We start from the raw sequence: 22,563 nt of genomic DNA, 5'->3' as shown, positions 1-22,563 counted from the left end.
GGGCGCTTATCTGGTAGCTGTGACGAGATCGTCAGCGTCAGACGTAGTCTCTGGCCGCGCTGGTGTCGAGTCGCTCGGCTGAGGCCTCGCAGACGCACAGCGCAGCCGTGCGCGGCAACCATCGCCACAGCTGGGCGCCGCGCTTGCGCATCATGTGCTGTGCGTAAACCTTGTCGCGCTGTTGTGGAGAAAACGCCAGGTCCAGGTTCACCGGCAGGCCTGCCCAGTCGACATGGTCACGGGCCCACGTCTGGCTACTGGATGGATTGTCAGGCGTATTGCCGCGTCGCCGCCAGCATTGCAAGGGGCAGTCGTTGTGCAAGCCGGCGCTACCGGGACCCTCACACTCTCGAGCCATGCGAACACCCCTCCTCGAAGCGACCACCTGAGTGCATGGTGCGACGAGGATGTTTCGCACACGGGTTTGCGTTGTTTCCGCCGTATTACGGTTGCTCCCGCGTGCCCCACCGTATTTTTGGCGCAGTCCGCAGTTTGCAAGTCGGCCGTTGAAGATCAGTAGACGTCGCGGTGGTAGCGCTTGTCGGCGCTCAACTGCCGGACGTAGTCTTCGGCCGCGTCCGGGTCGAGACTCCCGTGTTCGGCCGCGATCTCACGGATCGCGCGATCGACGTCTTTGGCCATCGGGTCAGCGTTGCCGCAGACGAAGAGATGGGCGCCGTCCTGCAGCCATCGCCACAGCTCGGCCCCCCGCTTGCGCATCAGATGCTGCACGTAGACCTTCTCGTGCTGGTCCCGCGAGAAGGCGAGGTCCAGCTCGGTGAGCAAGCCGTCGGCGTGCATCTTTTCGATCTCGTCGCGGTAGTAGTAGTCGGTGGCGGCGTGTTGCTCGCCGAAGAACAACCAGTTGGGTCCGGTGTGGCCGAGCGCGCGACGCTCTTGCAGGAAACCACGAAAGGGTGCAATCCCGGTTCCGGGGCCGATCATGATCATTGGCGTGCACGAGTCGCTCGGAGGCCGAAAATTGCTCGATTTCTGCAGATAGACAGCCACTCGATCGCCAGGGGAACGATCGGCAAGGTAGGTCGAACACACCCCGCGGCGGGGGACGCCCTGGAAGTTGTAGCGCACCGGCGAGACGGTCAGATGAACTTCTCCCGGGCACTCTTTGGGGCTCGACGAGACCGAGTACAGCCGCGGCTGAAGGCGTTTGAGGACCCTCAGCCACTCGTGGGCCGATGCGGACACCGGCAGCTGCCTAAGCAGGTCGATTGACTGGCGCCCCCACGCCCAATTGCTCAGTGCCGCTTTATTTTCCGGCTTAAGCATCCCCGCGAGTTTCGGGTTGCCTGTGCGTTCCTGCACGAACCGCACCAGGTCTCGGCTGATGTGGGCGATCTCGATTCGCTCGGTGAGCGCGGAGCGCAACGACATCAGACCATGCTCACCGACCTCGACCGGGGTCTGCCCGTCCAGGCCGGTGACCGCCAGCCATTCGTCGACCAGGCAGTCGCTGTTGCGCGGCCATACCCCGAGCGCGTCGCCTGCTTCATAGCTGGCCGCCTCATCGGGAAGGTCAAATACGATCTGCCGCACGTCTTTTGCGGAACGCGGTCCGCTGAGCATGGTGTTGCGGATCATGCCGGTGACCAGCGGGTGCTTCTTCGTGTAGGTGGGCGTCGCTGGCCTGACCGACGGCCGGGGCGATGCGACCAGCGTGGTGGGTGCGTCGGCGACTCCGGTGCCCGCGGTAGCGCCGGTGAACACTCGGATGAGCGAGTTCAGCCAACCGGCCGCCGCGTCCTCGTAGTCGGGTTCGCAGTCGACCCGGCGGACCATCCTGGTGGCACCCAGCTCCGACATCCTCTCGTCGAGTTTGCGTCCGTGACCGCAGAACTCGCTGTAGTTGGAGTCGCCCAGCGCCAGAACGGCGTAGCGCGTGTCGCTGAATCGCGGCGCCGCACTGCCGGTCAGCGCACGCCAAAGGCCGGCGCCGTTGTCGGGTGGTTCGCCGTCACCGGTGGTGCTGGTGATCAGCAATAGTTGTCGCGTCGCCGGAAGTTCGGCGACCGGGAAGTCGTCCATGCCGTGCAACGCGACCGGCAACCCAGCCGCGCCCAGTTGCGTGGCGACATGAGTGGCGAGCTCTTCGGCGTTCCCGGTCTGGGACGCCCACAACACCACGATCGGTACGCCTTCGGGCGCATCCGACTGTGCCGGAGCAGGTTTCGGGTCGGCGGCCACCGCCGCTGACTGTTGTGAGACCGGCGGCGTCTCGGCGCGCGCGAAGATTCCGGCGAGGAGACCGTCCACCCACAGTCGGGTGGCCGAATCGAACGGGGCGCTCAGCGGAATCGTGGGCACGCCCGCCGTGCGGCGGCCCGCGTCCGACCGCAACCCGGCGATGAGTCCTGCGAGGTAAGAGCGTCCAAGGGGACCGAACTGCGGTGCCGGTTCGTTTGCCATGCCGAGGATTTCGGCGAGGGCATCGACCTGGGTCAGGCTGATTCCGGATGCTTGGGGGACTGCCTGGGTGTCGGGCACCGCTGGATCGGCGCTGGGTGCGACAACGACCTTGGTCAATGTCACAGCGCACGCCTTGTACTCCGGTTGGCGCGAAATCGGATCGACGGCGTCGTTGGTGACGGCGTTGATCGACAAGTACTCGCCGAAGGCGTCGTTCCAGTGGAACGGGGCGAAGCAAGTGCCGGGCAGCACTCGGTCGGTGACGACGGCGGGCAGCACGGCCCGTCCACGGCGAGAAGCGATTTCGACTGGATCGGTTTCGCAGATCTGCAGCCGAGCGGCGTCGTCGGGATGGATTTCCACGAACGGCCCCGGGTTGAGCTGGTTGAGCTTGGCCACCTTGCCGGTCTTGGTCATGGTGTGCCATTGGTGTGCCAGTCGCCCGGTGTTGAGCAGGAACGGATATTCGGCGTCGGGCATCTCCTCGGGCAGCAGATGCGGCCGGGCAAAGAATACTGCCCGGCCGTGTGGAGTGGGGAAGGCCAGGCGGGGCACGGTGCCGTCCTCGCGCACCAGGCGCGTCTGGCTGACACCGTCGTTCAGGTACCGGATCGGGTTGCGGTCGTTGGTGCTGTCCGGCGGGCACGGCCACTGCAACGGAGTCTGCCGCAACCGGTCGTAGCTGACGCCGCGCAGGTCATATCCCGTCGCGGGATTCCAGAACCGCTTGATCTCGTCGAACACCTCCTCGGCGGATGTGTAACCGAACGAATCCGAATAACCCATCGCGCAAGCCATTTTCGCGATGATTTTCCAATCCGGCAGCGCCTGGCTCACCGGCTCGACGGCCTGCTGGAATAGAGTCAGATTGCGCTCGGAATTGACCATCACCCCGTCCGACTCTGTCCACAAGGCGGCCGGAAGCAGCACATCGGCATAGTCGTTGGTCTCGGTCTCCAGGAACGCATCCTGGGTGATCACCAGCTCCGCGGTTTCCAGGCCCGCCAGCACCGTCTTCCGATTAGCAACCGTAGCAACGGGATTAGTGCAGATGATCCAGCACGCCTTGATCTTGCCGTCAGCCATCCGGGAGAACATGTCGATCACCCCGTCGCTGACGTCGGTGCGTAGGGACCCGCGCGGGATACCCCACTGGTCTTCTACGAACTCACGGTCGTCGGTGGAGGTCACCGTCCGCTGACCGGGTAAACCCGGACCCATGTAACCCATCTCGCGTCCGCCCATCGCATTGGGCTGACCGGTCAGTGAGAACGGGCCGCTGCCGGGTTTGCAAATCGCGCCGGTAGCCAAGTGCAGGTTGCAGATCGCGTTGGTGTTCCAGGTGCCATGGGTGCTCTGATTGAGTCCCATTGTCCAGCAACTCATCCAGTTTCCGGCTTCGCCGATCCATCGTGCTGCCGTGCGGATGTCGTCGGCCGGGATGCCGGTTATTTCGCTGACCTTCTCCGGAGTGAACTGCTTCAGAAAACTCGGCATCACCTCCCAGCCTTTGGTGAACTCGGCGATGAATTCGGCGTCGGTGTGCCCGTTTTCGACGATGAGGTGGAGCAACCCGTTCAACAGTGCTAGATCAGAGCCGGGTGCGATCTGCAGGAAGAGGTCGGCTTTGGCGGCGGTCGCGGTGCGGCGTGGGTCGACGACGATCAATTTGGCGCCGGCTTTGACCCGATCCATCAAGCGCAGAAACAGGATCGGGTGGCAGTCGGCCATGTTGGAGCCGATGACGAAGAAAACGTCGGCATGGTCGAAGTCCTGATACGAGCCGGGCGGGCCGTCGGCGCCGAGAGATAGCTTGTAACCCGAGCTGGCACCGGCCATGCACAACCGTGAGTTCGACTCGATCTGGTTGGTGCCGATGAAACCCTTGGCCAGCTTGTTCGCCAGGTACTGGGCTTCCAGGGACATCTGCCCCGACACGTACAAGGCCACGGCGTCCGGACCGTGCTTGTCGATAATGGCTCGTAACCGGTTGGCGGACCGGGTGATCGCGGCATCGACGGCGATCGGTTCCAGGGCCTGGCCACGTTCTGCCCGAACGTACGCCGACTCAGCCCGGCCGGGGGCGGCAAGGAGGTCCGAAGTGGTGGTGCCTTTGGTGCATAACCGGCCGAAATTCGCGGGGTGGCTTGTGTTTCCGGCCGACTTCGCCACGTGACGCCGACCGCTTTCCGGGTCGGTTGTGAGCTGCAACACCATGCCGCAGCCCACGCCGCAGTAGGCGCACAGGGTGTGCACGGTGTCCCCGGCCACGCCTACCTCCCCTCATATGTGCACCACGCTTTCCGCTGATCGTGCGTCAAGGATGTTTCTGCACCGGGTATCCGACGTTTCCGCCGTTTTACGGCTTCCTCGCAACGGATGCGGCGCACTGGTGAAATGTGTCAGAAAACTGCGGTTGACCACGGCTTTCGCGAAGTCGGCATCGACCAACCGAGACAAGCCGATTTCGGATCAGGCTACCCGCAATGGTGCCTGCGGCGCGTGCTGAAACCGGCGCTCCGACGAAACAAATGGGACATTTACAGCTTTCGTTAAGCTCGTTGCGTGTCTCGCCGGCTGGTCGCCTTCCTGCTGATCCTGCTGGTCCCGTTTTCGGGGTGTGGCTGGAAGCCGCCAACTCCGCCTCCACCGCCACCCGACAAGTGCAAGGCTTCCGACGGTCCGAGCGCCGACACGGTCAAGCAGGCCATCGCTGCGGTCCCGATCGTGGTTCCGGGCTCGATGTGGGTGGAAATCGCCCGGGGACACACCAGGAAATGCCGGTTGTATTGGGTGCAGATCATCCCGACGATTGCCGGCGAGTCGACTCCCCAGCAGTTGTTGTTCTTCGACCACAACACCCCGCTGGGTTCACCCACGCCGAACCCGAAGCCGTACATAACTGTGCTGCCGCCCACGGATGACACGATCACCGTCCAATACCAGTGGCAGAAGGGCAAGGACGAGCCTTGCTGCCCCACCGGCATCGGCACGGTGAAGTTCCAGATCGGACCGGACGGCAAGCTGAAGGCGCTCGGCCCGATCCCGAACCAGTAAGGTCGCTGTCACGCGCCAAGGTGCGGGGTACCTTCGCGGCTTGCGACGGACCTTCCCCGACAAAATGGGGTTGCTATTGGGACTCTTTGGCGCGGGGCTGAGTCTCATCCGTCACAGAGTTTCGGATGTATGTCTTTTGGTCCACCTCCGAGCGACAACCGTTGCGCGGCAAGCCAATTTGTCGTTATGAGGTGGACAAAAAGGCACAAGCCTCTTCTCCGGTGATGGACGTGTCCGGTGTGGCCAATGGTGTACCGGGCCTATCCGGCGTCTACCTAGCCAATTTTGAAACGACCCGAATGCTTCTCATTTCGTGCCGAACTGAGGAGTGTTGACGTCTGCTCGGCAGGGAGATCAGCCGGGCAGATTCTCCGGGTGCAGCATCTCGGCGTAGCGCAGCGGCTCCGGGATGCCGAAGCCGTCGACCAGCGTCTCGGCATGCGGCCGCAGCTTGCGGCACCGGTCGTTGATGCCGCGGGTGACCGCCTTGGCGCGCTCAGTGGACAGGTACCGGTGCTCGATATACCAGGCTTTGTCATCCTCGATCACCGACAAGGCATACAGGTCGCACACCATCTCCAATAGCTCGCGGGCCTCGGCGTCTTCACACGACTCGATGCCGGCGACAAACGCTTCCAGTATCACCCGATCGATGTGTGCGCTCGCCGCGTGCAGGACGTGATCCTGCACCGCGTTGAATGCGTCGAACGCCGACATCTCTTTGGATTTGCCCTGCAGCCGGCGGGCAACCGACGACAGCAGGTAGTTCTCGCGTTCCTCGAACATGGTGACCTGGGTGCCGCGGTTGAACAGGCTGCCTTCCTCTTCGCTGTCCTGGCTGGCGTCGACGATCCGCTGCATGATCGCTTCGGCCGCAGTGCGTTTCATCACCCGGTCGCCGACGGCATTGGCGGCGAACCGCACCCATTCCACCGGGCTCATGCTGCGGATGTCGTCGGCGTAGGCGGTCAGTAACTCCTTGGCCACCAGCTGGGTCAGCACATGGTTGTCGCCCTCGAAGGTGGTGAACACGTCGGTGTCGGCGCGCAGCGCGATCAGCCGGTTCTCGGCCATGTAACCCGCACCGCCGCAAGCTTCCCGAGCCTCTTGGATGGCCTTGCTGGCGTGCCAGGTGTTGGCCGCCTTCAACCCCGCAGCGCGAGCTTCCAGCTCGCGCTGTTCGTCGGCATCCACCACGTCTGACGTCTGCAGGTCGTGGCACTTGGACACCAACTCGTTCTGTGCGAATTGCAGTGCATAGGACCGCGCTATCAAGGGGAACAGCCGTCGCTGGTGTACCAGATAGTCCATGATCAGCACTTCGCGGTCGTCGTCGGGCGAACTGAACTGCTTGCGCTGCAACGCGTATCGGGTGGCAATGTCGAGTGCGACCTGAGCCGCGGCGCCTGCACTGCCGCCCACGGTTACCCGGCCGCGGATCAGGGTGCCGATCATGGTGAAGAATCGGCGGTTCGGATTGTCGATCGGTGAGGTGTAGGTGCCGTCCGGCTCGACTTCGCCGTACTTGTTGAGCAGGTTCACCCGCGGAACCCGGACGTGGTCGAACATGATGCGGCCGTTGTCGACGCCGGGTAGCCCGCCCTTGTAGTGGCAGTCCGATGTCGTCACGCCCGGTAGGTCGTTACCGTCGGCGTCGCGGATCGGGACCAGTACGCAGTGCACGCCGTGGTTGACCGGCTCGCCGTTCTCGTGAGTGATCAGCTGAGCGAAAACCGCTGCGATGGAAGCTGTTTCGGCGGCGCCGCCGATGTAATCCTTACGGGCCGTGGGAGTTGGCGAGTGGATGACGAACTCTTCGGTGTCGGGGTCGTAGGTGGCCGTCGTCTCCAGCGCCTGAACGTCACTGCCGTGTCCGGTCTCGGTCATCGCGAAACAACCGCGCAACTCGAGTGAGATGATGTCCTTCACGTAGTCGTAGTGGCGTTCGGTGCCCAGGTTCTCCACGGCACCGCCGAACAGTCCCCATTGGACGCCGGCCTTGACCATCAGCGACAAATCCGACATCGCCAGCATCTGGATCATCGTGATGGCGGCACCGACATCGCCGGTGCCGCCGTGCTCCTTCCGGAACCCTTCGTCGGAGATGCCGGCAGCGGAGATGATCTTCATCTGCTCGAATACTTTGGCGCGGGCGATGACGGTGTTCGGGGTGTAGTGGGGGCGGAATTGTTCGTGTTCGAACTTGGCCCGGGTCTGGTTCTTCACGTCGCGCCAACGCCCGTCGAGGGTATTGCGCAGATGTTCGGCAGTGCTTGTCATATTCGGCGCCATAAGCAGACCGTAACGTGCCGTGCGCCCCGCGGGAATAGCTCCGGCGAGGGGGTGCCACCGGCTGGCGAGGACTGCGCGCGCACACTAAACGGCATGCCGCAATACCTGGCCGCTGTCATGATCGTGCTGCTGTTGGGCACGGTGTTGGGCCGAGTCCTGCTGTTGCGCCGAAGCGGCACTCGGGCAATGCATTTCGGAGAACTCGACAAGACAGATTTTCTGATACCACCGGTGGCATTGTTCTACTTCTACACGGTGTTCGCCGCCGCTTTCGGCTGGCCCCTGGCCAGCGGCCAGCGATTTTTCCGCTCAACGGCCGTTGCCTGGCTGGGGGTAGGGCTCTGCGCGGGTGGCGTGCTGATCCTGGTGTTGAGCTTGGTGGCATTCGGCAGCAGCTTTCGAGTCGGCATCGACGTCGACACACCTGGCCGGCTGGTCACCACTGGCGTATTCGCGGTGAGCCGCAATCCAATCTATGTCGGTTTCTTTCTGTTCCTGGTCGGCCAGCTGTTGGTGTTTCCCAACTGGATTCCGCTGTTCTACCTAGTCGCCGGCACTCTGCTATTCCACCGCCAGGTGTTACGGGAGGAAATATTCATGCGTCAGCGTTACGGCCGGGAATACCTCGAGTACTGCGACCGTGTCCGGCGTTATGTGTGATGTGATGCAACAGTTCTCGCTGAGGTCAGGTCACTCAGTTTCTACTGTTTTGCGACGTCGCAGCTGGTCGCGGCCGGCTGCGGGTTAGCCGTTCCGGCGGGCGCAGCCGGTATCGGACAAAGGAGCCCCACAGCGCGCCGAGTACCAGGAGTGCGCCCATGTCGAACACCCACCAGCCCGAATAGTGGGTCCACATCTGGGCGTTGGCGGCAAGTGCGTCGACCCGGCGCAGGTCGACGGTGGACGCCGACGCCGCGAAACCCCACTGGGCCGGGATGAACCAGGAGATCTGGTCGTAGCCCCAGGTGCCAACCAGGGTGATAAACCCACCGGCGAACACCACCGACGCCAGGAGCACCGGCAAAAGCAGCGGCAGGACTTCGCGCAGCGAGTTGCCCACGCTGGATACGGCCAGTCCGACGATCGCCGAGACGATGGCCGTCGCGGCCACAGCCAGGTAAAGCTCGACCAACGGATTGCCAAGTAGGACAGCGCCGTGCACCGGTTCGCCCTTCACGGCGATCACGATGCCGGTCAGGACTGCCGCCAGGATCGCCGCGACCACGCCGAAGACGATGATCTTGCCGAGCAGGTAGGCCGACGTCGACAGCCCGATTTCCTGCTCGCGCCGGAACATGGCGCGCTCCCCAACCAGGTCGCGGACGGTCAGTGCGGTGCCGATGATCACCGCAGCGAGGTTGAGGAGCGCCAGAATCTCGACGGCTTCGTGGGCATTGTGACTCGACGGGGCCGGCCGGCTGAACCCGGAGTCGCCGGGAATCAGCAGCGTCAGAGCTGCCAGCGCGATCGGCAGCAGTACCAGGAAGAGCAGGTAAACGCGGCTGGCGAGCAAAAGGCGGAGCTGGCGGCCGGTAACGAATCGGGTCTGCTGGATGAAGGTGAGTCGGGCCGGCGGCGACACAGCTGCGGCCGATGCAGGCGGTGGAGTGGGTGCCGCCGGCTGGCGGGCCTGGAACGCGCGGTGGACCCCGGCCGGATCGAAGCTCAGTCGCGCGAATATCGCCGACCAGTCGGCCGTGCCCATGGCGGGCTCAATCTGGGCCGGCGGCCCGGCGAATGCCATCGTGCCGGCCGCGGTCAGAAGTAGCACATCGTCGCACATGTGCAAATGGATCGCCGAGGACTGCGACGACACTGCTACGACTGCTACGCAACCGATGTCGGCCTGCCGTCGCAGCATTGCCAGCACGTGGTGAGCCTGCGCCGGATCAAGCCCGGCGGCCGGCTCGTCAACCACAAGCAGCGTCGGTCTGCTGATGAGTTCGATTGCCATCGACGCGCACCGCCGCACCTCGGGTGGCAGTTTGCGGATGCGCGTCTTGCGGTACGGCGTCAATTCGAGCTCGTCGAGCACCTGACCGACCACCCGTTCGCGGTGTTCTGGCGACGTGTCGGGCGGCAGCCGCAGCTTGGCGGCATAGCTCAACGCCCGCTCCACGGAGAGGTGCGGATGGACCCGCTCGCCGCGAGGCACTATCCCGATCCGGGCGGGCATTGCCTCCTGTACCTGCTGCACGTCTTGGCCGTCCACGGTGACTCTTCCCGAGCTGAGCTCGCGGGTACCGCTGAGCACGTCCAGCAGAGCCGAATTGCGTGCATGCGAAGGTCCGACAACCGCCGTCAGCGTGCCCGGACGGGCCGCGAACGACACGTTGGCCAGCAACTCGTGTTCGCCAACCTTGCCCGCGGTCAGCGCGACTTGATATGCGGCCACTCCGTGCGTGCGCGCGTCGGACTTCAGCGGCAGCCGAAAGGTCGAACTGGGTTCAGCCGGCAGTGGCTCCGGAATGGCCCGCGCGACCGGAGGTTGCACCGGCTGCGACGGCGCCATCGCTGGCAACGGGATCGGACCGGTCGGTGACTCCGTCACGGCCTCGATCCGGGGAACGCGCATCGGCCCAGTGGATTGTTCCGTCGGGACGGTATGGTGCGCGACGGTCGGCGGGCCGGGTTCGGCCGCTGCGTGGTCGGGGGAGTCGATGTGGAAAGTGAGTTGCTGACCTTGCTGCGGATCACCGATAGTGATCGCCTGACCGTCTTGGATGTCGACCGTCGCCACCCGGACGCCGTCGACGAGGATGCCCTGTCCGCTTCTATCGATGGCCAACCAGTGCGTGCCGGCGAACCGCAGCACCAGGTCCTCAGAGGCCGGGTTCGCGATCCCGGCGGAATCGCCTGCTTCCAGCCGGATATCGCACTGACTACCGGTGCCGACGCTGACGTCGGGCCCAGGGAGGCAGACGTACCTCGTCGAACCGACCCAAACGGTCAACGGGGAGGCTTGGAAAGCGGAAGCCTCGGTCCGCATGCCAGCCACCTTTCATCCTTGGCCTAGCGCCGACCGCATCGATCCGGCCAGGCCAGATATTGGTTCAAGTGTCCACCCGCAGCAGACGGTCTAGCCACCCGGAACGCGCTGCCGGGTCACGGGGTGGTGCGACGTGGCGCGGTTGCGGAGTTCTCGAGAAGGCGGCGCAATACCTCGACGGCATCGGCCAGCACCTTGCGGTCGGCCGGATCAAGCTGTGCCAGTTGGGGTTCGATGGCCGCGGCGCGGTCGGCCCGGACGGCGGTGAGCGTGCGCATCCCCGCGGGTGTGATCTTGATTCGGACCGCCCGGGCGTCTCCGGGGTCGACGGTTCTTGTGACCAGTCCGGCGTCTTCGAGCCGTCGTACCTGCGTGGTCATCGTCGGCTGCGAACAGTGGTCGACCGCGGCCAGGTCGCCGATGCGGGCTTCGCCGTGGGCGTCGATCGTGGCCAGCAGCCTGGCCTGTGCCGCCGGCAACGGCATCTGGATGCGTTGCGTGGCCAGCCGGTTGAGTCGCGCGACCACTGCGAGCAAGTCCGCTCCCAGGCCCGGTTGGGGCTGGGTATTCGCGGCATCAACTACCTCTTCAACGACTTCTTTGTGGTTGGCGGGAGCGGATGAATTCATGCAACCATCGTTGCATAGCTTTGCTATGAGAGACCAATGGCCGGTGTCGACGATCGCCGCGCGGGAAAACCCATCCGCGCGGTGCGCTGCGCAAGTGCTTACCGCCGCGGCCTGGCACAATCGATGAAGTGATCGCCCCGGCTTCCCCTTCGCACCGGGGCGGAGCGCTGCAACCGAGCGAGTTGGCGCAAGCCTCCGTGATGGCCGCACTGTGCGCGGTGACCGCCATCATCTCCGTCGTCGTACCGTTTGCCGCGGGCCTGGCGCTGCTGGGCACGGTGCCGATGGGGCTGTTGGCCTACCGCTACCGGCTGCGCGTGCTCGTCGCCGCGGTGGTTGCGGCCGGAATGATTGCGTTCCTGATCGCTGGTTTGGGCGGCTTCTTGGCGGTCGTCAACAGCGCCTATATCGGCGGGCTGACCGGACTCATCAAACGCAGAGGCCGGGGCACACCCACCGTGATTGCGTCCGCGCTGATCGCCGGCCTGCTGTTCGGCGCGGCGAACGTGGCAGCGCTGGCCGTGATGTTCCGCCTACGGCACCTCATCTTCGCCGCGATGACGGCAAATATCGAGGGGTTGGCGAGCTTCCTGGCCCGGGTGCATCTGCAGCGGCCGGCCGCAGATCTGAAGCACTATTTCGCCCTCGGGATGCATCACTGGCCGTGGGTGCTGCTCGGCTATTCCGTCCTGATGGTCCTGGTGGTGTCCTTGATCGGCTGGTGGGCGTTGTCACGCGTGCTGGATCGGATGCGCGGCGTCCCCGATGTCCACAAACTTGACGCTCCGGCCGACGACGCCGACCCGGCCGTTGCGGTCGGACCTGTTCCGGTGCGCCTGGAGAAGGTGCGCTACCGGTACCCGGGCGCAAACCAGGACGCGCTGCGCGAAGTCAGCCTCGACCTGCGAGTCGGCGAACACGTCGCGATAACTGGCGCCAACGGTTCCGGCAAGACCACCCTGATGCTGATTCTGGCCGGCCGGGAACCGACGTCGGGAACCGTGGATCGCCCCGGCGCGGTGGGGCTGGGCAAGCTGGGCGGCACGGCGGTGGTGCTGCAACACCCCGAAAGTCAGGTGCTGGGAACCCGGGTCGCCGACGATGTGGTGTGGGGTCTTCCGCCGGGCACGCACGTCGATGTCGACCGGTTGCTCAGCGAAGTCGGCCTCGAAGGCCTTGGTGAACGCGAAACGGGAAGCCTGTCCGGCGGCGAGCTGCAACGTCTTTCGCTGGCTGCCGCGCTGGCCCGCGAGCCGGCGATGCTCATCGCCGACGAGGTCACCAGCATGGTGGACCAGCAGGGCCGTGACGCGCTGTTGAACGTGCTGTCCGGGTTGACCAGACGGCACCGGACCGCTCTCGTCCATATCACGCACTTCGACAACGAGGCGGCGTCCGCCGACCGCACGATCAACCTGAGCAATTCACCGGACAACACCGATATGACCGAGAGCGCGCAAGTCCCGACGGCGCCCGTCTCGGTGGATCACCGCCGCAGAGCTCCGGCGCTGGAGCTCATCGGCGTTGGTCACGAATACGGCAGCGGCACACCGTGGGCCAAGATCGCACTACGTGATGTCAGCTTCGTCGTGGAACAAGGTGACGGGGTGCTGATCCATGGCGGCAACGGCTCGGGGAAGTCGACGCTGGCGTGGATCATGGCAGGGCTGACTGTGCCCACGGCCGGCGCCTGTCTGGTCGACGGCCGGCCCACCCACGAGCAGGTCGGCACTGTGGCGTTGTCGTTCCAGGCCGCCCGGCTGCAATTGATGCGCAGTCGCGTCGATCTGGAAGTTGCTTCCGCAGCGGGCTTTTCGCACCGCGAGCACGATCGGGTGGTCGCCGCGCTGAGCGTCGTTGGGCTGGATCCCACGCTGGCTAAGCGGCGCATCGACCAGCTCAGTGGGGGGCAGATGCGCCGTGTGGTGCTGGCCGGCCTGTTGGCGCGTTCGCCGCGGGCATTGATCCTGGACGAGCCGCTGGCCGGGCTGGATGCGGCCAGCCAGCGCGGTCTGCTGCGGCTGCTGGAGGACTTGCGCCGCGAGCGGGGTCTGACGGTGGTGGTTATCTCCAACGACATCGCCGGGTTGGAGGACCTGTGCCCGCGGATCTTGCACCTGCACGGTGGTGTGCTGGAATCCGCGAAGACCGCTGCGGGAGGCATGCCATGACCGAGATGTCGGCCTCTGCCTCGACACACGCGCAACCCCGGCGCCAGCCTCGTCCGGTGGTGCTGCTGGTTCCGGTGCCCGGACGGTCGACCATCCACGATCTGTGGGCCGGCACCAAATTGCTGGTTGTTTTCGGCGTTTCGTTGCTGCTGACGTTCTATCCGGGGTGGGTGACGATCGGCGTGGTAGGGGTCCTGGTGGCGGCGGCCATCTGGATCGCCCGCATCCCGCGCGGCGTGCTGCCGTCAATCCCGCGCTGGCTCTGGATCCTGCTCGCGTTCGGGTTCGTCACTGCGGCCCTGGCCAGTGGTAGTCCGGTGGTCACGCTGGGCGGAACCCAGATCGGACTCGGCGGGGCGCTGAACTTTTTGCGGTTCACAACGTTGTCGATAGTGCTGTTGGCGCTGGGTGGGATGGTGTCCTGGACCACCAACGTGGCCGAAATCGGGCCTGCGGTAGCGACTTTGGGCTGGCCTTTGCGACTGTTGCGGATACCGGTAGACGAGTGGGCGGTGGCTTTGGCGCTGGCGCTGCGGGCCTTCCCGATGTTGATCGACGAGTTCCAGGTGCTCTACGCGGCTCGTCGGCTACGCCCCAAACGGATACCTCGCAGCCGCAAGGCCCGGCGGTGGCGGCACGCGCTGGAGCTGATCGACTTGCTCACCGCGGCAATCACCGTGACACTGCGGCGTGCGGACGAGATGGGAGACGCCATCACCGCTCGCGGCGGGACCGGTCAGCTGAGTGCGAATCCGGCGCGGCCGAAACTGGCGGACTGGGTGACACTCGGTGTCGTTATCGCGGCCAGCGGGGCTGCGGTGGCGCTGGATACGGCGCTGCACTTGGCCAGGTAGGCGCTGATCGAATCGCCTGCGGGCTTTGGGCGTGAATCCTGGGCTTTGCGTGTGAATCCTGGGCTTTGCATGTGAATCCTGGGTGGACATTCGCGGCTCGATCCCGCCCTAGCTTCACACCGGAAGCCGTCAGTTCACACCGGAAGCCGTCAGTTCACGCCGAAGTTGATTTCGCAACAGGCCGAACAACAGTCGCTGTGAGCCGGACAAAAATACATACCCCGGCTTTTTGTGGCGCGTGGGACTCATGACGAGCGTTCGGAGCTGAGCCCGGCAAAGTCCGCCGCCACGCTGGACCAGGCAGCATAATCAGCTGACCTACTAGCGGGAGGTGCGATGACGGCCCCGTCGATCAGCCTGAAAAAGCAGATGTTGCGGCGCCGTCCGGTAAGCGGCGCTCCCGTCGCTCACGGGGCGGCAGACCACCTCAAGCGCAGTATCGGCATGTTCCAGCTGACCATGTTCGGCGTCGGCTCCACGATCGGTACCGGCATCTTCTTCGTGCTGTCGCAGGCTGTACCCCAAGCCGGCCCGGGCGTGATCGTCTCGTTCATCATCGCCGGCATCGCGGCCGGGCTCGCGGCCATCTGCTACGCCGAATTAGCCTCCGCCGTACCGGTTTCCGGTTCAGCGTATTCATACGCGTACACCACCCTCGGTGAGGCCGTCGCAATGGTGGTCGCGGCCTGCCTGCTGTTGGAGTACGGGGTGGCCACCGCCGCGGTATCGGTCGGCTGGAGCGGTTACGTCAACAAGCTGCTGAACAACATATTCGGATTTCAGGTGCCGCATGCACTGTCGGCCGCGCCGTGGGACGAACATCCGGGCCTGCTGAACCTGCCGGCAGTGTTCTTGATCTGGGTGTGCGCACTGCTGCTAATCCGCGGCGCCAGCGAATCGGCGAAGGTCAACGCCGTCATGGTGTTGATCAAGCTGGGCGTGCTGGGCATGTTCGTGATCCTCGCATTCACCGCTTATGACGCCGACCATCTCAGGGACTTCGCCCCATTCGGTGTGGCCGGTATCGGTTCGGCAGCGGGCACAATCTTCTTCTCTTACATCGGTCTTGACGCGGTATCGACCGCCGGCGACGAGGTGAAAGACCCGCAAACCACGATGCCACGCGCGCTCATCACGGCGCTGGTTATCGTCACCAGCGTCTACGTGCTTGTCGCGCTCTCCGCGCTCGGCACCCAGCGCTGGCAAGAATTTGGCGGACAGCAGGAGGCGGGGCTTGCCACGATTCTCGACAACGTCACAAAAGGCCGGTGGGCCAGCACCATTCTGGCCGCCGGGGCGGTGATCTCCATTTTCTCCGTCACGTTGGTCACCCAGTACGGCCAGACTCGCATCGTGTTCGCGATGGGTCGCGACGGATTGCTGCCGCCGCGTTTCGCGACAGTGAACGCCCGCACGATGACTCCGGTGACCAACACGGTGATCGTCGCGGTCGTCGCGTCGATGCTGGCGGCCTTCGTACCGCTCGAGAAGCTGGCTGACCTTGTGTCAATCGGCACGCTCACCGCGTTCACGGTCGTGTCGATCGGGGTGATCATCCTGCGGGTGCGCCAGCCCGACCTGCCGCGCGGGTTCAAGGTGCCCGGCTATCCCGTCACACCTGCGCTCTCTGTGGCGGCGTGTGGATACATCCTGGCCAGCTTGCACTGGTACACCTGGCTCGCGTTCAGCGGATGGGTTGCGGCAGCGCTGACTTACTACCTGGTGTGGGGCCGCCACCACAGCGCATTAAACGACGAAAGCGCATTAAACGACGAAAGCGCACCCAACGACGGCGCGCCGACGGCCAAGGAAGCGCAGTGACGGTCGTTGTCGGTTACCTGGCCGGCAAGGTCGGGCTGTCGGGCTTGTATCTCGCGGTTCGCGCGGCGCGGACGCTGGGTACCTCGCTGACGGTGGCGACCATCGTGCCCAAGCCGTGGCTGACACCTTCGCTTGCCCGCGTCGACGCTGAATTCGAGCACTGGGCCGATCAACTGGCCGCCGACTCGGCCGAGGAGGCCCGGCGGTATCTGCGCAAAGTGGCCGACGGGGTCGAAGTCACCTACTTTCATCGCGCCCACCGATCGGTTTCCGGTGGCCTGCTCGAGGTCGTGGCCGAAGCCGACGCGGAGATCCTGGTGCTGGGTTCGCTGCCCAGCGCTCGGCGTGGGCAAGTGGTCATCGGGTCGACCGCCGACTGGCTCTTGCATTCGTCGGCGGTGCCGGTGGCGATCAGTCCGCGTGGATATCGCGGCCACACCGGCAAATTGACGCGGCTCACCTGTGCGTACTCGGCCACCCCGGAGTCGGTTGATGTGGTACGACGGTGTGTCGATTCCGCGGAGCGATTCGGGGTGCCGATGCGGGTGCTCACCTTCGCGGTCCGCGGCAAGACGATGTACCCACCAGAGGTGGGCCTGCATGCCGAGGATTCGGTTCTGGAGGCGTGGGCGTTGCAGGCGCAAGAAATACTGGAGAACTTGAAGCGCGACAGAATAGTCGGCAAAGACGTTGTGCTGGAAGTGGTTACCGGAAGGACGTGGGCTCACGCACTGGCCGCGGCGGACTGGGAGGACGGCGAGATCCTTGCGGTGGGCACCTCCCCGCGCGGCGACATTGCCAGGGTGTTTCTGGGATCCCGGAGCGCAAAGATCATCCGCCACAGCCCGATACCGGTGCTGGTGTTGCCCGGCTAACGCTGCGCCGCGGTATTGGCCGCGGCCTGCGCCTGTCGCACCAGGGCAGCGACATCGCCTCGGCCGAGAAACATTTCGTCGAAATAGGGCTGTAGTGCCTGGAATCCTGCGGCGAAGCCGGCGCCGCCGGGGGCGGGGATCCGCGGACCATCGAGTACGGCGAAAAAGGGTGTCACGTCGATCCCCTTGCCTGCCCAGTAATCGAAGTACACCGGCTGGGCTGAGCGCACCGCGGGGATAGCCGAGCCATGCCGAGCCACGTATTCGTTGCCGGCTCGGCTTCCCATCCAGGCCAATACCTGGCGTACCGCGTCGGGGTGCCTGGATGCCGAATTGCCTGCCGCAGCAATACTATTGGTGACACTTACCCGGCCTTTGGGGCCAGCCGGCAACACCGCCACCCCCCAGCGGAATCTGGCGTCGCGAGCCACCTGCGCCAGATTGTAAGTGCCGGACTGGAACAGCGCCATCCTGCCGGCCAGGAACTGGTTGCGCGAGAAGTCGGCGTTGGCGTTGGTGTCCGAGGCCGGCGGGGCGACATGGTCGTTGTTGATCAGGCCGACCAGATAGCGAAAGGCCTCCACCGCCGCGGGGTTGTCGAATGCGAACTGGTCGCCGTGCTGGAATACGCCGCCCGCCGACCCGATGTAGTTGAGGTAGATGGCCTGAGCGTCGTTGCCCGCGTTGTACCCCCACTGGCGTACGCGTCCGGCGTCGAAACCCGTTGTGCCGGCGGCGTGTCCGTCGGCGTCGACGGTGAGCCGAGCCAGCATGGGTCGTAAGGTGTCGTCTGCGTTGGGATTCCAGCGCAAATCGTTCAGCCGCGTCGGATCCACATCGGCCGCGGCCAGCAGGTCGGCGTTGTAGAAAATTGCGATGCCCGCGTCGGTCAATTGCGGCACCCCCCACAGCGCACCGCCGCGGGTGAACTGGTTGACCACCGCCGGCTCCCAGTCGCCGGCGGCGTCCACCTTCATCAGCCGTCCAGTGTCGGCGTAGGCGGCGAAATACGCGTTGGAAATCCAGAAGATGTCGTCGGCGCTGCCGCCGGCCACATCGGTGCGCAAGGTGTTGAAGTAGGTCGAGTAGGAGACCACGTTGATGCGTACCTCGATACCCGGACGGGCGCGGGTGAACGCGTCGAACGACTCCCGATATGCCGCGGCGATCTGGTCGGACCATAGCCGCACCGTCACCACGATTCTGCCGCCGCTCGGTTCGCCGGCCCTGTCTAGCAGCACCGCAGTCGTCGCAAGCAGCGCGGCGACCAGAATCAGCGCGGCAGCGACCAGCGTCGAAAACCGGATCCGGTTCATTTGAGGCCCGAAACCACGATCGAGGCGACGATATGACGTTGGAACACAACGAAAAGCGCGACCAACGGCACGATCGCGACCGTGGTCGCTGCCATCACCAAGGTCCACTGGGCGTTGTATTGGGATTGCAGCCCGGCCGTCGCCACGGTCAGCACCCGCCACTTGCTGCCGCTGGTGATCACCAACGGCCACATGAAGTTGTTCCACTGCGATACCACGGTGATCAGCGTCAGGGCGGCCAGGACCGGCCGGCTGGACGGAACCACCACATGCATGATGACGTCCAGGGTATTGGCACCGTCGAGGTGCGCGGCGTTGATCAAGTCGTCGGGGATCATCCGAAAGTGCTCGCGCAGCAGGAAAATCGCGTACGGGGAGCCGAATACGAACGGCAGGACCAGCGCCCAGAATGTGTTGCGCAGGCCGAGCTGGGCCATCATCAAATACAGCGGCACCACCGTGACCGTTCCCGGAACCATCAGCGTTGCGATGTAGACCCAGAACAGCGCGTCGCGTCCGGCGAATCGCAACCGCGCGAAAGCGTAAGCGGCCAACACCGAAAAGCTCAACTGGCCCAACAGAATCACCGAGGTCATCAACGCCGTCACCACCGCCGCGCGACCGAACCCGGCACTGGCCAGATGGGCATAGTTGGCCAGCGTGGGTGGTCGCGGCAGTTGCAGCGGCGTGCCTGTCGCGAACTGGTGCGGTGAGGTTAACGAGGTCAGCAATCCAAGTAGGAAGGGCGCCAACGTGATCACCGCGCCGAGCGCCATGCCGGCGTAGATCAGCGTGGCAGGCATGCTACGTGAGGTCATAGCTGACCCGTCGCCGGAAGTACAGCTGCTGAACGACGGTGACCCCGACCAGGATGACGAACAGCAGCACGGCCATCACCGACGCCCGCCCGATGGCTGCGGCGCCGAACGCCTCCGCGTAGATCCGGTGCGCCACCAGGTCGGTGCGGCCCGCCGGGCCGCCGTCGGTCAGGGCGTAGACAGTGTCGAAAACCTGTGCGGCGCTGATGATTCCGGTGACCAGGACGAAGAACATCGTCGGCCGCAGCATCGGCAGGGTGATGCGCCAGAATCGCTGCCAGGCGTTAGCGCCGTCGGTACGAGCGGCGGCATGGATATCGGCCGGGATTGCCAGCAGGCCCGCCAGGAAGAAGAGCGAAACATAACCGACGTTGGTCCACACGACCACCGCTGACACGACGGGCAGCGCCAGGCCCGGGTCGGAAAGCCATTCGATGCGGTGGCCGAGCAGGGTGCTGACGGCTCCGTCGGTGGGCGCCAGGATCCAGCGCCACAACACCGCGATCGCCAGCGGCGCACAGATCCAGGGCAGCACGTACAGCGTGCGAAACACCCCGGTGCCCGGCAGCTGACGGGCCAGCATGGCGGCCGCCAGCAGGCCGAGCACCGTCTGCGCGGGAACGACGATCGCCACGAAGGCGGCGGTGACGAGCAGCGAGTTGGCAAAGCCGGCGTCGGCCAGGACCGATCGCCAGTTGGCCAGGCCGACATAGTGCAGCGCCCCCAACAGGTCCCATCGGTACAAGCTGAGCCAGACCACGACCAGGATCGGCAGCAGCAAGAACGCCACCACACCGAACAGGCTGGGCGCCAGCAGCGCATACGCGAGCGTCGTTGATCGGTGGGGCGCGTCGGCCATGGGTGTATTAAAGCTTCTCGTTACGGTGGAGCGGTGACACTCGACCGGGGGATCGATGCCGACTTTCTCCATCTGCCGCGCCACCAACTGGCCGATGCCGCATTGTCGGCGGCTACTGCGGCCGGGGCGAGTCACGCCGACCTGCGGATTCACCGCATCGGCACCGAGATCGTCCAGCTGCGCGACGGCGAGCTGGAGACCGCTGTCATCAGCAGAGAAGCCGGTCTGGCGGTCCGGGTGATCGTGAACGGAACCTGGGGTTTCGCATCGCATGCCGAGCTTTCGCCGTCCGTCGCGGCCGACACCGCGCGCCGCGCTGTACACGTGGCCACCACGCTGGCCACGCTGAACACCGAACGAGTCGAGCTGGCGCCGGAGCCGGTGTATACCGACGCCACCTGGGTGTCTCACTACCAAATCGACCCGTTCAGCGTTGACGCGTCGGAGAAGATCGCCGTGCTAGAGGAATACTCCGGGCGGTTGCTGAGCGCCGACGGCGTCGACCATGTGTCGGCCGCGCTGACCGCCGCAAAGGAGCAGACGTTTTACGCCGACACCTTCGGGTCGACGATCACTCAGCAACGAGTGCGCCTGCTGCCGGTGCTGGAGGCGGTGACCGTGGATGCCGAGGCGGGCAGCTTCGACTCGATGCGCACTCTGGCGCCGCCGACGGCTCGGGGCTGGGAAGTGGTGGCCGGCGACGAGATCTGGAACTGGACCGAGGAACTCGCGGAGCTGCCGTCGCTGCTGGCCGAAAAGGTCAAGTCGCCCAGCGTGACGCCGGGGCCCAAGGATCTGGTGATCGACCCGACCAATCTTTGGCTGACCATTCACGAATCCATCGGCCACGCAACAGAATACGACCGAGCCATCGGCTACGAAGCGGCCTACGCCGGAACGTCTTTTGCCACTCCCGACAAGCTCGGCACCATGCGTTACGGCTCACCGGTGATGAATGTCACCGCCGACCGCAACGTCGAATTCGGCTTGGCCAGTGTCGGTTACGACGACGAGGGGGTGGCCGCGCAAAGGTGGGATCTGGTGCGCGACGGGGTATTCGTCGGATATCAGCTGGATCGTGTTTTCGCCCCGCGGCTTGGGCAAGCGCGCTCGAACGGATGCTCGTATGCCGACTCGCCGCATCACGTGCCAATCCAGCGGATGGCCAATGTGTCGTTGCAGCCCGGAATCGACGGTCTCAGCACCGCCGACCTGATCGCGCGGGTCGATGACGGCATCTACATCGTCGGCGACAAGTCGTGGTCGATCGATATGCAGCGCTACAACTTTCAGTTCACCGGGCAGCGCTTTTTTCGAATCCGCGACGGCCGCCTGGACGGTCAGTTGCGTGATGTCGCGTATCAGGCCACCACCACCGATTTCTGGAATTCCATGGAAGCGGTCGGCGGCCCGTCGACCTGGCGGCTGTGCGGTGCGCTCAACTGCGGCAAGGCCCAGCCTGGCCAGGTAGCGCCCGTCAGCCATGGCTGTCCGTCGGCGTTGTTCCGAAACGTCAACGTGCTCAACGTCCTCACCGAAGGTGGCCGATGATCACGGCGCAGCATCTCGTCAACGTCGTTCTGGCCGAGGCGGCGAGGGAAGCCCGCGCCGACGAGACCATGGTCCTGGTCACCGACCGGGTCGAAGCGACATTGCGTTGGGCGGGCAATTCGATGACCACCAACGGAGTTTCGGTCAGCCGCAATCTGGCAGTGATATCGATTGTGCGCCATGGTGATAGCTCCTACATCGGCACAGTGGTATCCGGTGAGGTCGACCCGTCGGTGATTCGCGGGCTGGTGGCGGCCTCCGAGGAAGCGGCACAGTGCGCGCCGGAGGCCGGTGATGCCGCGCCGCTGATTGCCGACACCGGGGTGCCGGCCGACTGGGACGCGCCGGTGCCCGGCACCAGTGCCGAAGTGTTTGCAGATGTCGCGTCGTCGTTGAGTCGGGGCTTCGCGGGTGCCGATCAACTGTATGGCTTTGCGCACCACAGTCTTTCGACGACTTTCCTGGCGTCGTCGACCGGGCTGCGCCGACGCTACACTCAGCCCACGGGCGGGGTGGAGATCAACGCCAAACGCGGCGAGGCGAGCGCTTGGGCTGGCGTCGGGACGCCCGATTTCGTCGATGTGCCAACCGATGCCATGCTCGAGGACTTGTCGACACGCCTGGGCTGGGCTGCGCGAAGTGTCGAGTTGCCCGCGGGGCGCTACGAGACCATCATGCCGCCGTCCACGGTGGCCGACATGATGATCCACCTGGCATGGAGGATGTCCGGGCGGGGCGCGCAGGAGGGCCGGACGGATCGGAGAACAACGTCAGCGGCAAATCGGTCAGCCGCTCCCCCACCCGCGTCCCACCGCCGGGCGCCGAGAATGCCGTCCGGCCCTCCTGCGCGCCCCGCCCGGACATCCTCCATGCCAGGTGGATCATCATGTCGGCCACCGTGGACGGC

15 protein-coding genes and 1 pseudogene are annotated in these 22,563 nt (G+C 65.0%); 8 read left to right on the top strand and 8 right to left on the bottom strand.

The genetic code is table 11. The annotated features are described in order from the left end of the window. Positions 1–37 precede the first annotated feature (37 nt). Complete coding sequence (locus A5791_RS27230) at positions 38–358, bottom strand: hypothetical protein (protein WP_067237194.1); 321 nt, start codon at positions 356–358, stop codon at positions 38–40. A gap of 155 nt (positions 359–513) precedes the next feature. Then, on the bottom strand, positions 514–4,641 hold the full coding sequence (locus A5791_RS13595; RefSeq protein ID WP_067237231.1) for a bifunctional nitrate reductase/sulfite reductase flavoprotein subunit alpha: 4,128 nt from the start codon (positions 4,639–4,641) through the stop codon (positions 514–516). Between the two features lie 348 nt (positions 4,642–4,989). On the opposite strand from A5791_RS13595, the gene A5791_RS13590 reads away from it, so the two are divergent. Next, positions 4,990–5,481: an LppP/LprE family lipoprotein gene (locus A5791_RS13590; protein WP_231995898.1), complete on the top strand. Its 492-nt coding sequence runs from the start codon at positions 4,990–4,992 to the stop codon at positions 5,479–5,481. A gap of 354 nt (positions 5,482–5,835) precedes the next feature. Here A5791_RS13590 and A5791_RS13585 read toward each other — a convergent pair whose 3' ends face one another. Continuing rightward, positions 5,836–7,773, bottom strand: a complete 1,938-nt coding sequence (locus tag A5791_RS13585; protein WP_067237191.1) for an acyl-CoA dehydrogenase — start codon at positions 7,771–7,773, stop codon at positions 5,836–5,838. 93 nt (positions 7,774–7,866) lie between these two features. Here A5791_RS13585 and A5791_RS13580 point away from each other — a divergent pair, with 93 nt between their 5' ends. After that, positions 7,867–8,433, top strand: coding sequence for an isoprenylcysteine carboxylmethyltransferase family protein (locus A5791_RS13580; RefSeq protein WP_067237187.1), 567 nt, complete (start codon positions 7,867–7,869; stop codon positions 8,431–8,433). A 34-nt stretch (positions 8,434–8,467) separates the two neighbouring features. Here A5791_RS13580 and A5791_RS13575 read toward each other — a convergent pair whose 3' ends face one another. Together A5791_RS13575 and A5791_RS13570 are read right to left on the bottom strand one after the other, a co-directional pair. Beyond that, a complete protein-coding gene (locus tag A5791_RS13575) occupies positions 8,468–10,762 on the bottom strand; it encodes an ATP-binding cassette domain-containing protein (protein ID WP_067237184.1) in 2,295 nt (764 codons plus the stop codon). Positions 10,763–10,878: 116 nt separating this feature from the next. After that, entirely contained in the window at positions 10,879–11,391 is a 513-nt protein-coding gene (locus A5791_RS13570) for a MarR family winged helix-turn-helix transcriptional regulator (protein ID WP_082966908.1), read from the bottom strand. Positions 11,392–11,519: 128 nt separating this feature from the next. Between A5791_RS13570 and A5791_RS13565 the strand changes: the two genes are divergently transcribed. The 4 genes from A5791_RS13565 to A5791_RS13550 all read left to right on the top strand — a co-directional run bounded on the left by A5791_RS13565 (position 11,520) and on the right by A5791_RS13550 (position 17,112). Then, positions 11,520–13,562, top strand: a complete 2,043-nt coding sequence (locus A5791_RS13565) for an ATP-binding cassette domain-containing protein (RefSeq protein ID WP_082966907.1) — start codon at positions 11,520–11,522, stop codon at positions 13,560–13,562. 5 nt (positions 13,563–13,567) lie between these two features. Beyond that, a complete protein-coding gene (locus tag A5791_RS13560; protein ID WP_156661252.1) occupies positions 13,568–14,416 on the top strand; it encodes an energy-coupling factor transporter transmembrane protein EcfT in 849 nt (282 codons plus the stop codon). A gap of 336 nt (positions 14,417–14,752) precedes the next feature. Beyond that, positions 14,753–16,237 (top strand): amino acid permease, encoded by a 1,485-nt coding sequence (locus A5791_RS13555; RefSeq protein WP_067237178.1) that lies wholly within the window; start codon positions 14,753–14,755, stop codon positions 16,235–16,237. Continuing rightward, positions 16,234–17,112 (top strand): universal stress protein, encoded by an 879-nt coding sequence (locus tag A5791_RS13550; protein WP_067237174.1) that lies wholly within the window; start codon positions 16,234–16,236, stop codon positions 17,110–17,112. Before A5791_RS13555 ends, A5791_RS13550 begins: the two co-directional genes overlap by 4 nt. Here the strand turns inward: A5791_RS13550 and A5791_RS13545 are convergent. The 3 genes from A5791_RS13545 to A5791_RS13535 are packed head-to-tail and all read right to left on the bottom strand — an operon-like array spanning position 17,109 to position 20,105. After that, on the bottom strand, positions 17,109–18,428 hold the full coding sequence (locus A5791_RS13545; RefSeq protein ID WP_067237170.1) for a sugar ABC transporter substrate-binding protein: 1,320 nt from the start codon (positions 18,426–18,428) through the stop codon (positions 17,109–17,111). The two genes, A5791_RS13550 and A5791_RS13545, sit on opposite strands and share 4 nt — an antisense overlap. Beyond that, complete coding sequence (locus tag A5791_RS13540; protein WP_067237166.1) at positions 18,425–19,246, bottom strand: carbohydrate ABC transporter permease; 822 nt, start codon at positions 19,244–19,246, stop codon at positions 18,425–18,427. Before A5791_RS13540 ends, A5791_RS13545 begins: the two co-directional genes overlap by 4 nt. Next, a complete protein-coding gene (locus A5791_RS13535; protein ID WP_067237163.1) occupies positions 19,233–20,105 on the bottom strand; it encodes a carbohydrate ABC transporter permease in 873 nt (290 codons plus the stop codon). Before A5791_RS13535 ends, A5791_RS13540 begins: the two co-directional genes overlap by 14 nt. 33 nt (positions 20,106–20,138) lie before the next feature. Here A5791_RS13535 and A5791_RS13530 point away from each other — a divergent pair, with 33 nt between their 5' ends. Further along, the gene (locus A5791_RS13530; protein ID WP_067237159.1) at positions 20,139–21,656 is read left to right on the top strand and encodes a TldD/PmbA family protein; all 1,518 of its coding nucleotides are present in this window, start codon (positions 20,139–20,141) and stop codon (positions 21,654–21,656) included. Next, positions 21,653–22,563: pseudogene (locus A5791_RS13525) on the top strand (hypothetical protein); the annotation flags it as partial. The gene A5791_RS13530 and the pseudogene A5791_RS13525, both read left to right, overlap by 4 nt.

This window comes from Mycobacterium sp. 852002-51163_SCH5372311 (assembly GCF_001667115.1).
GTDB lineage: Bacteria > Actinomycetota > Actinomycetes > Mycobacteriales > Mycobacteriaceae > Mycobacterium.
This window is presented reverse-complemented; position numbering and strand designations above follow the sequence as displayed.

Excerpts from the sequence above, each read along its gene's own strand:
- A5791_RS27230 (WP_067237194.1), bottom strand. The coding sequence starts at position 358 with ATGGCTCGAGAGTGTGAGGGTCCCGGTAGCGCCGGCTTGCACAACGAC.
- A5791_RS13595 (WP_067237231.1), bottom strand. The coding sequence starts at position 4,641 with ATGGTGTTGCAGCTCACAACCGACCCGGAAAGCGGTCGGCGTCACGTG.
- A5791_RS13585 (WP_067237191.1), bottom strand. The coding sequence starts at position 7,773 with ATGGCGCCGAATATGACAAGCACTGCCGAACATCTGCGCAATACCCTC.
- A5791_RS13580 (WP_067237187.1), top strand. The coding sequence starts at position 7,867 with ATGCCGCAATACCTGGCCGCTGTCATGATCGTGCTGCTGTTGGGCACG.
- A5791_RS13575 (WP_067237184.1), bottom strand. The coding sequence starts at position 10,762 with ATGCGGACCGAGGCTTCCGCTTTCCAAGCCTCCCCGTTGACCGTTTGG.
- A5791_RS13570 (WP_082966908.1), bottom strand. The coding sequence starts at position 11,391 with ATGAATTCATCCGCTCCCGCCAACCACAAAGAAGTCGTTGAAGAGGTA.
- A5791_RS13560 (WP_156661252.1), top strand. The coding sequence starts at position 13,568 with ATGTCGGCCTCTGCCTCGACACACGCGCAACCCCGGCGCCAGCCTCGT.
- A5791_RS13555 (WP_067237178.1), top strand. The coding sequence starts at position 14,753 with ATGACGGCCCCGTCGATCAGCCTGAAAAAGCAGATGTTGCGGCGCCGT.
- A5791_RS13545 (WP_067237170.1), bottom strand. The coding sequence starts at position 18,428 with ATGAACCGGATCCGGTTTTCGACGCTGGTCGCTGCCGCGCTGATTCTG.
- A5791_RS13540 (WP_067237166.1), bottom strand. The coding sequence starts at position 19,246 with ATGACCTCACGTAGCATGCCTGCCACGCTGATCTACGCCGGCATGGCG.
- A5791_RS13535 (WP_067237163.1), bottom strand. The coding sequence starts at position 20,105 with ATGGCCGACGCGCCCCACCGATCAACGACGCTCGCGTATGCGCTGCTG.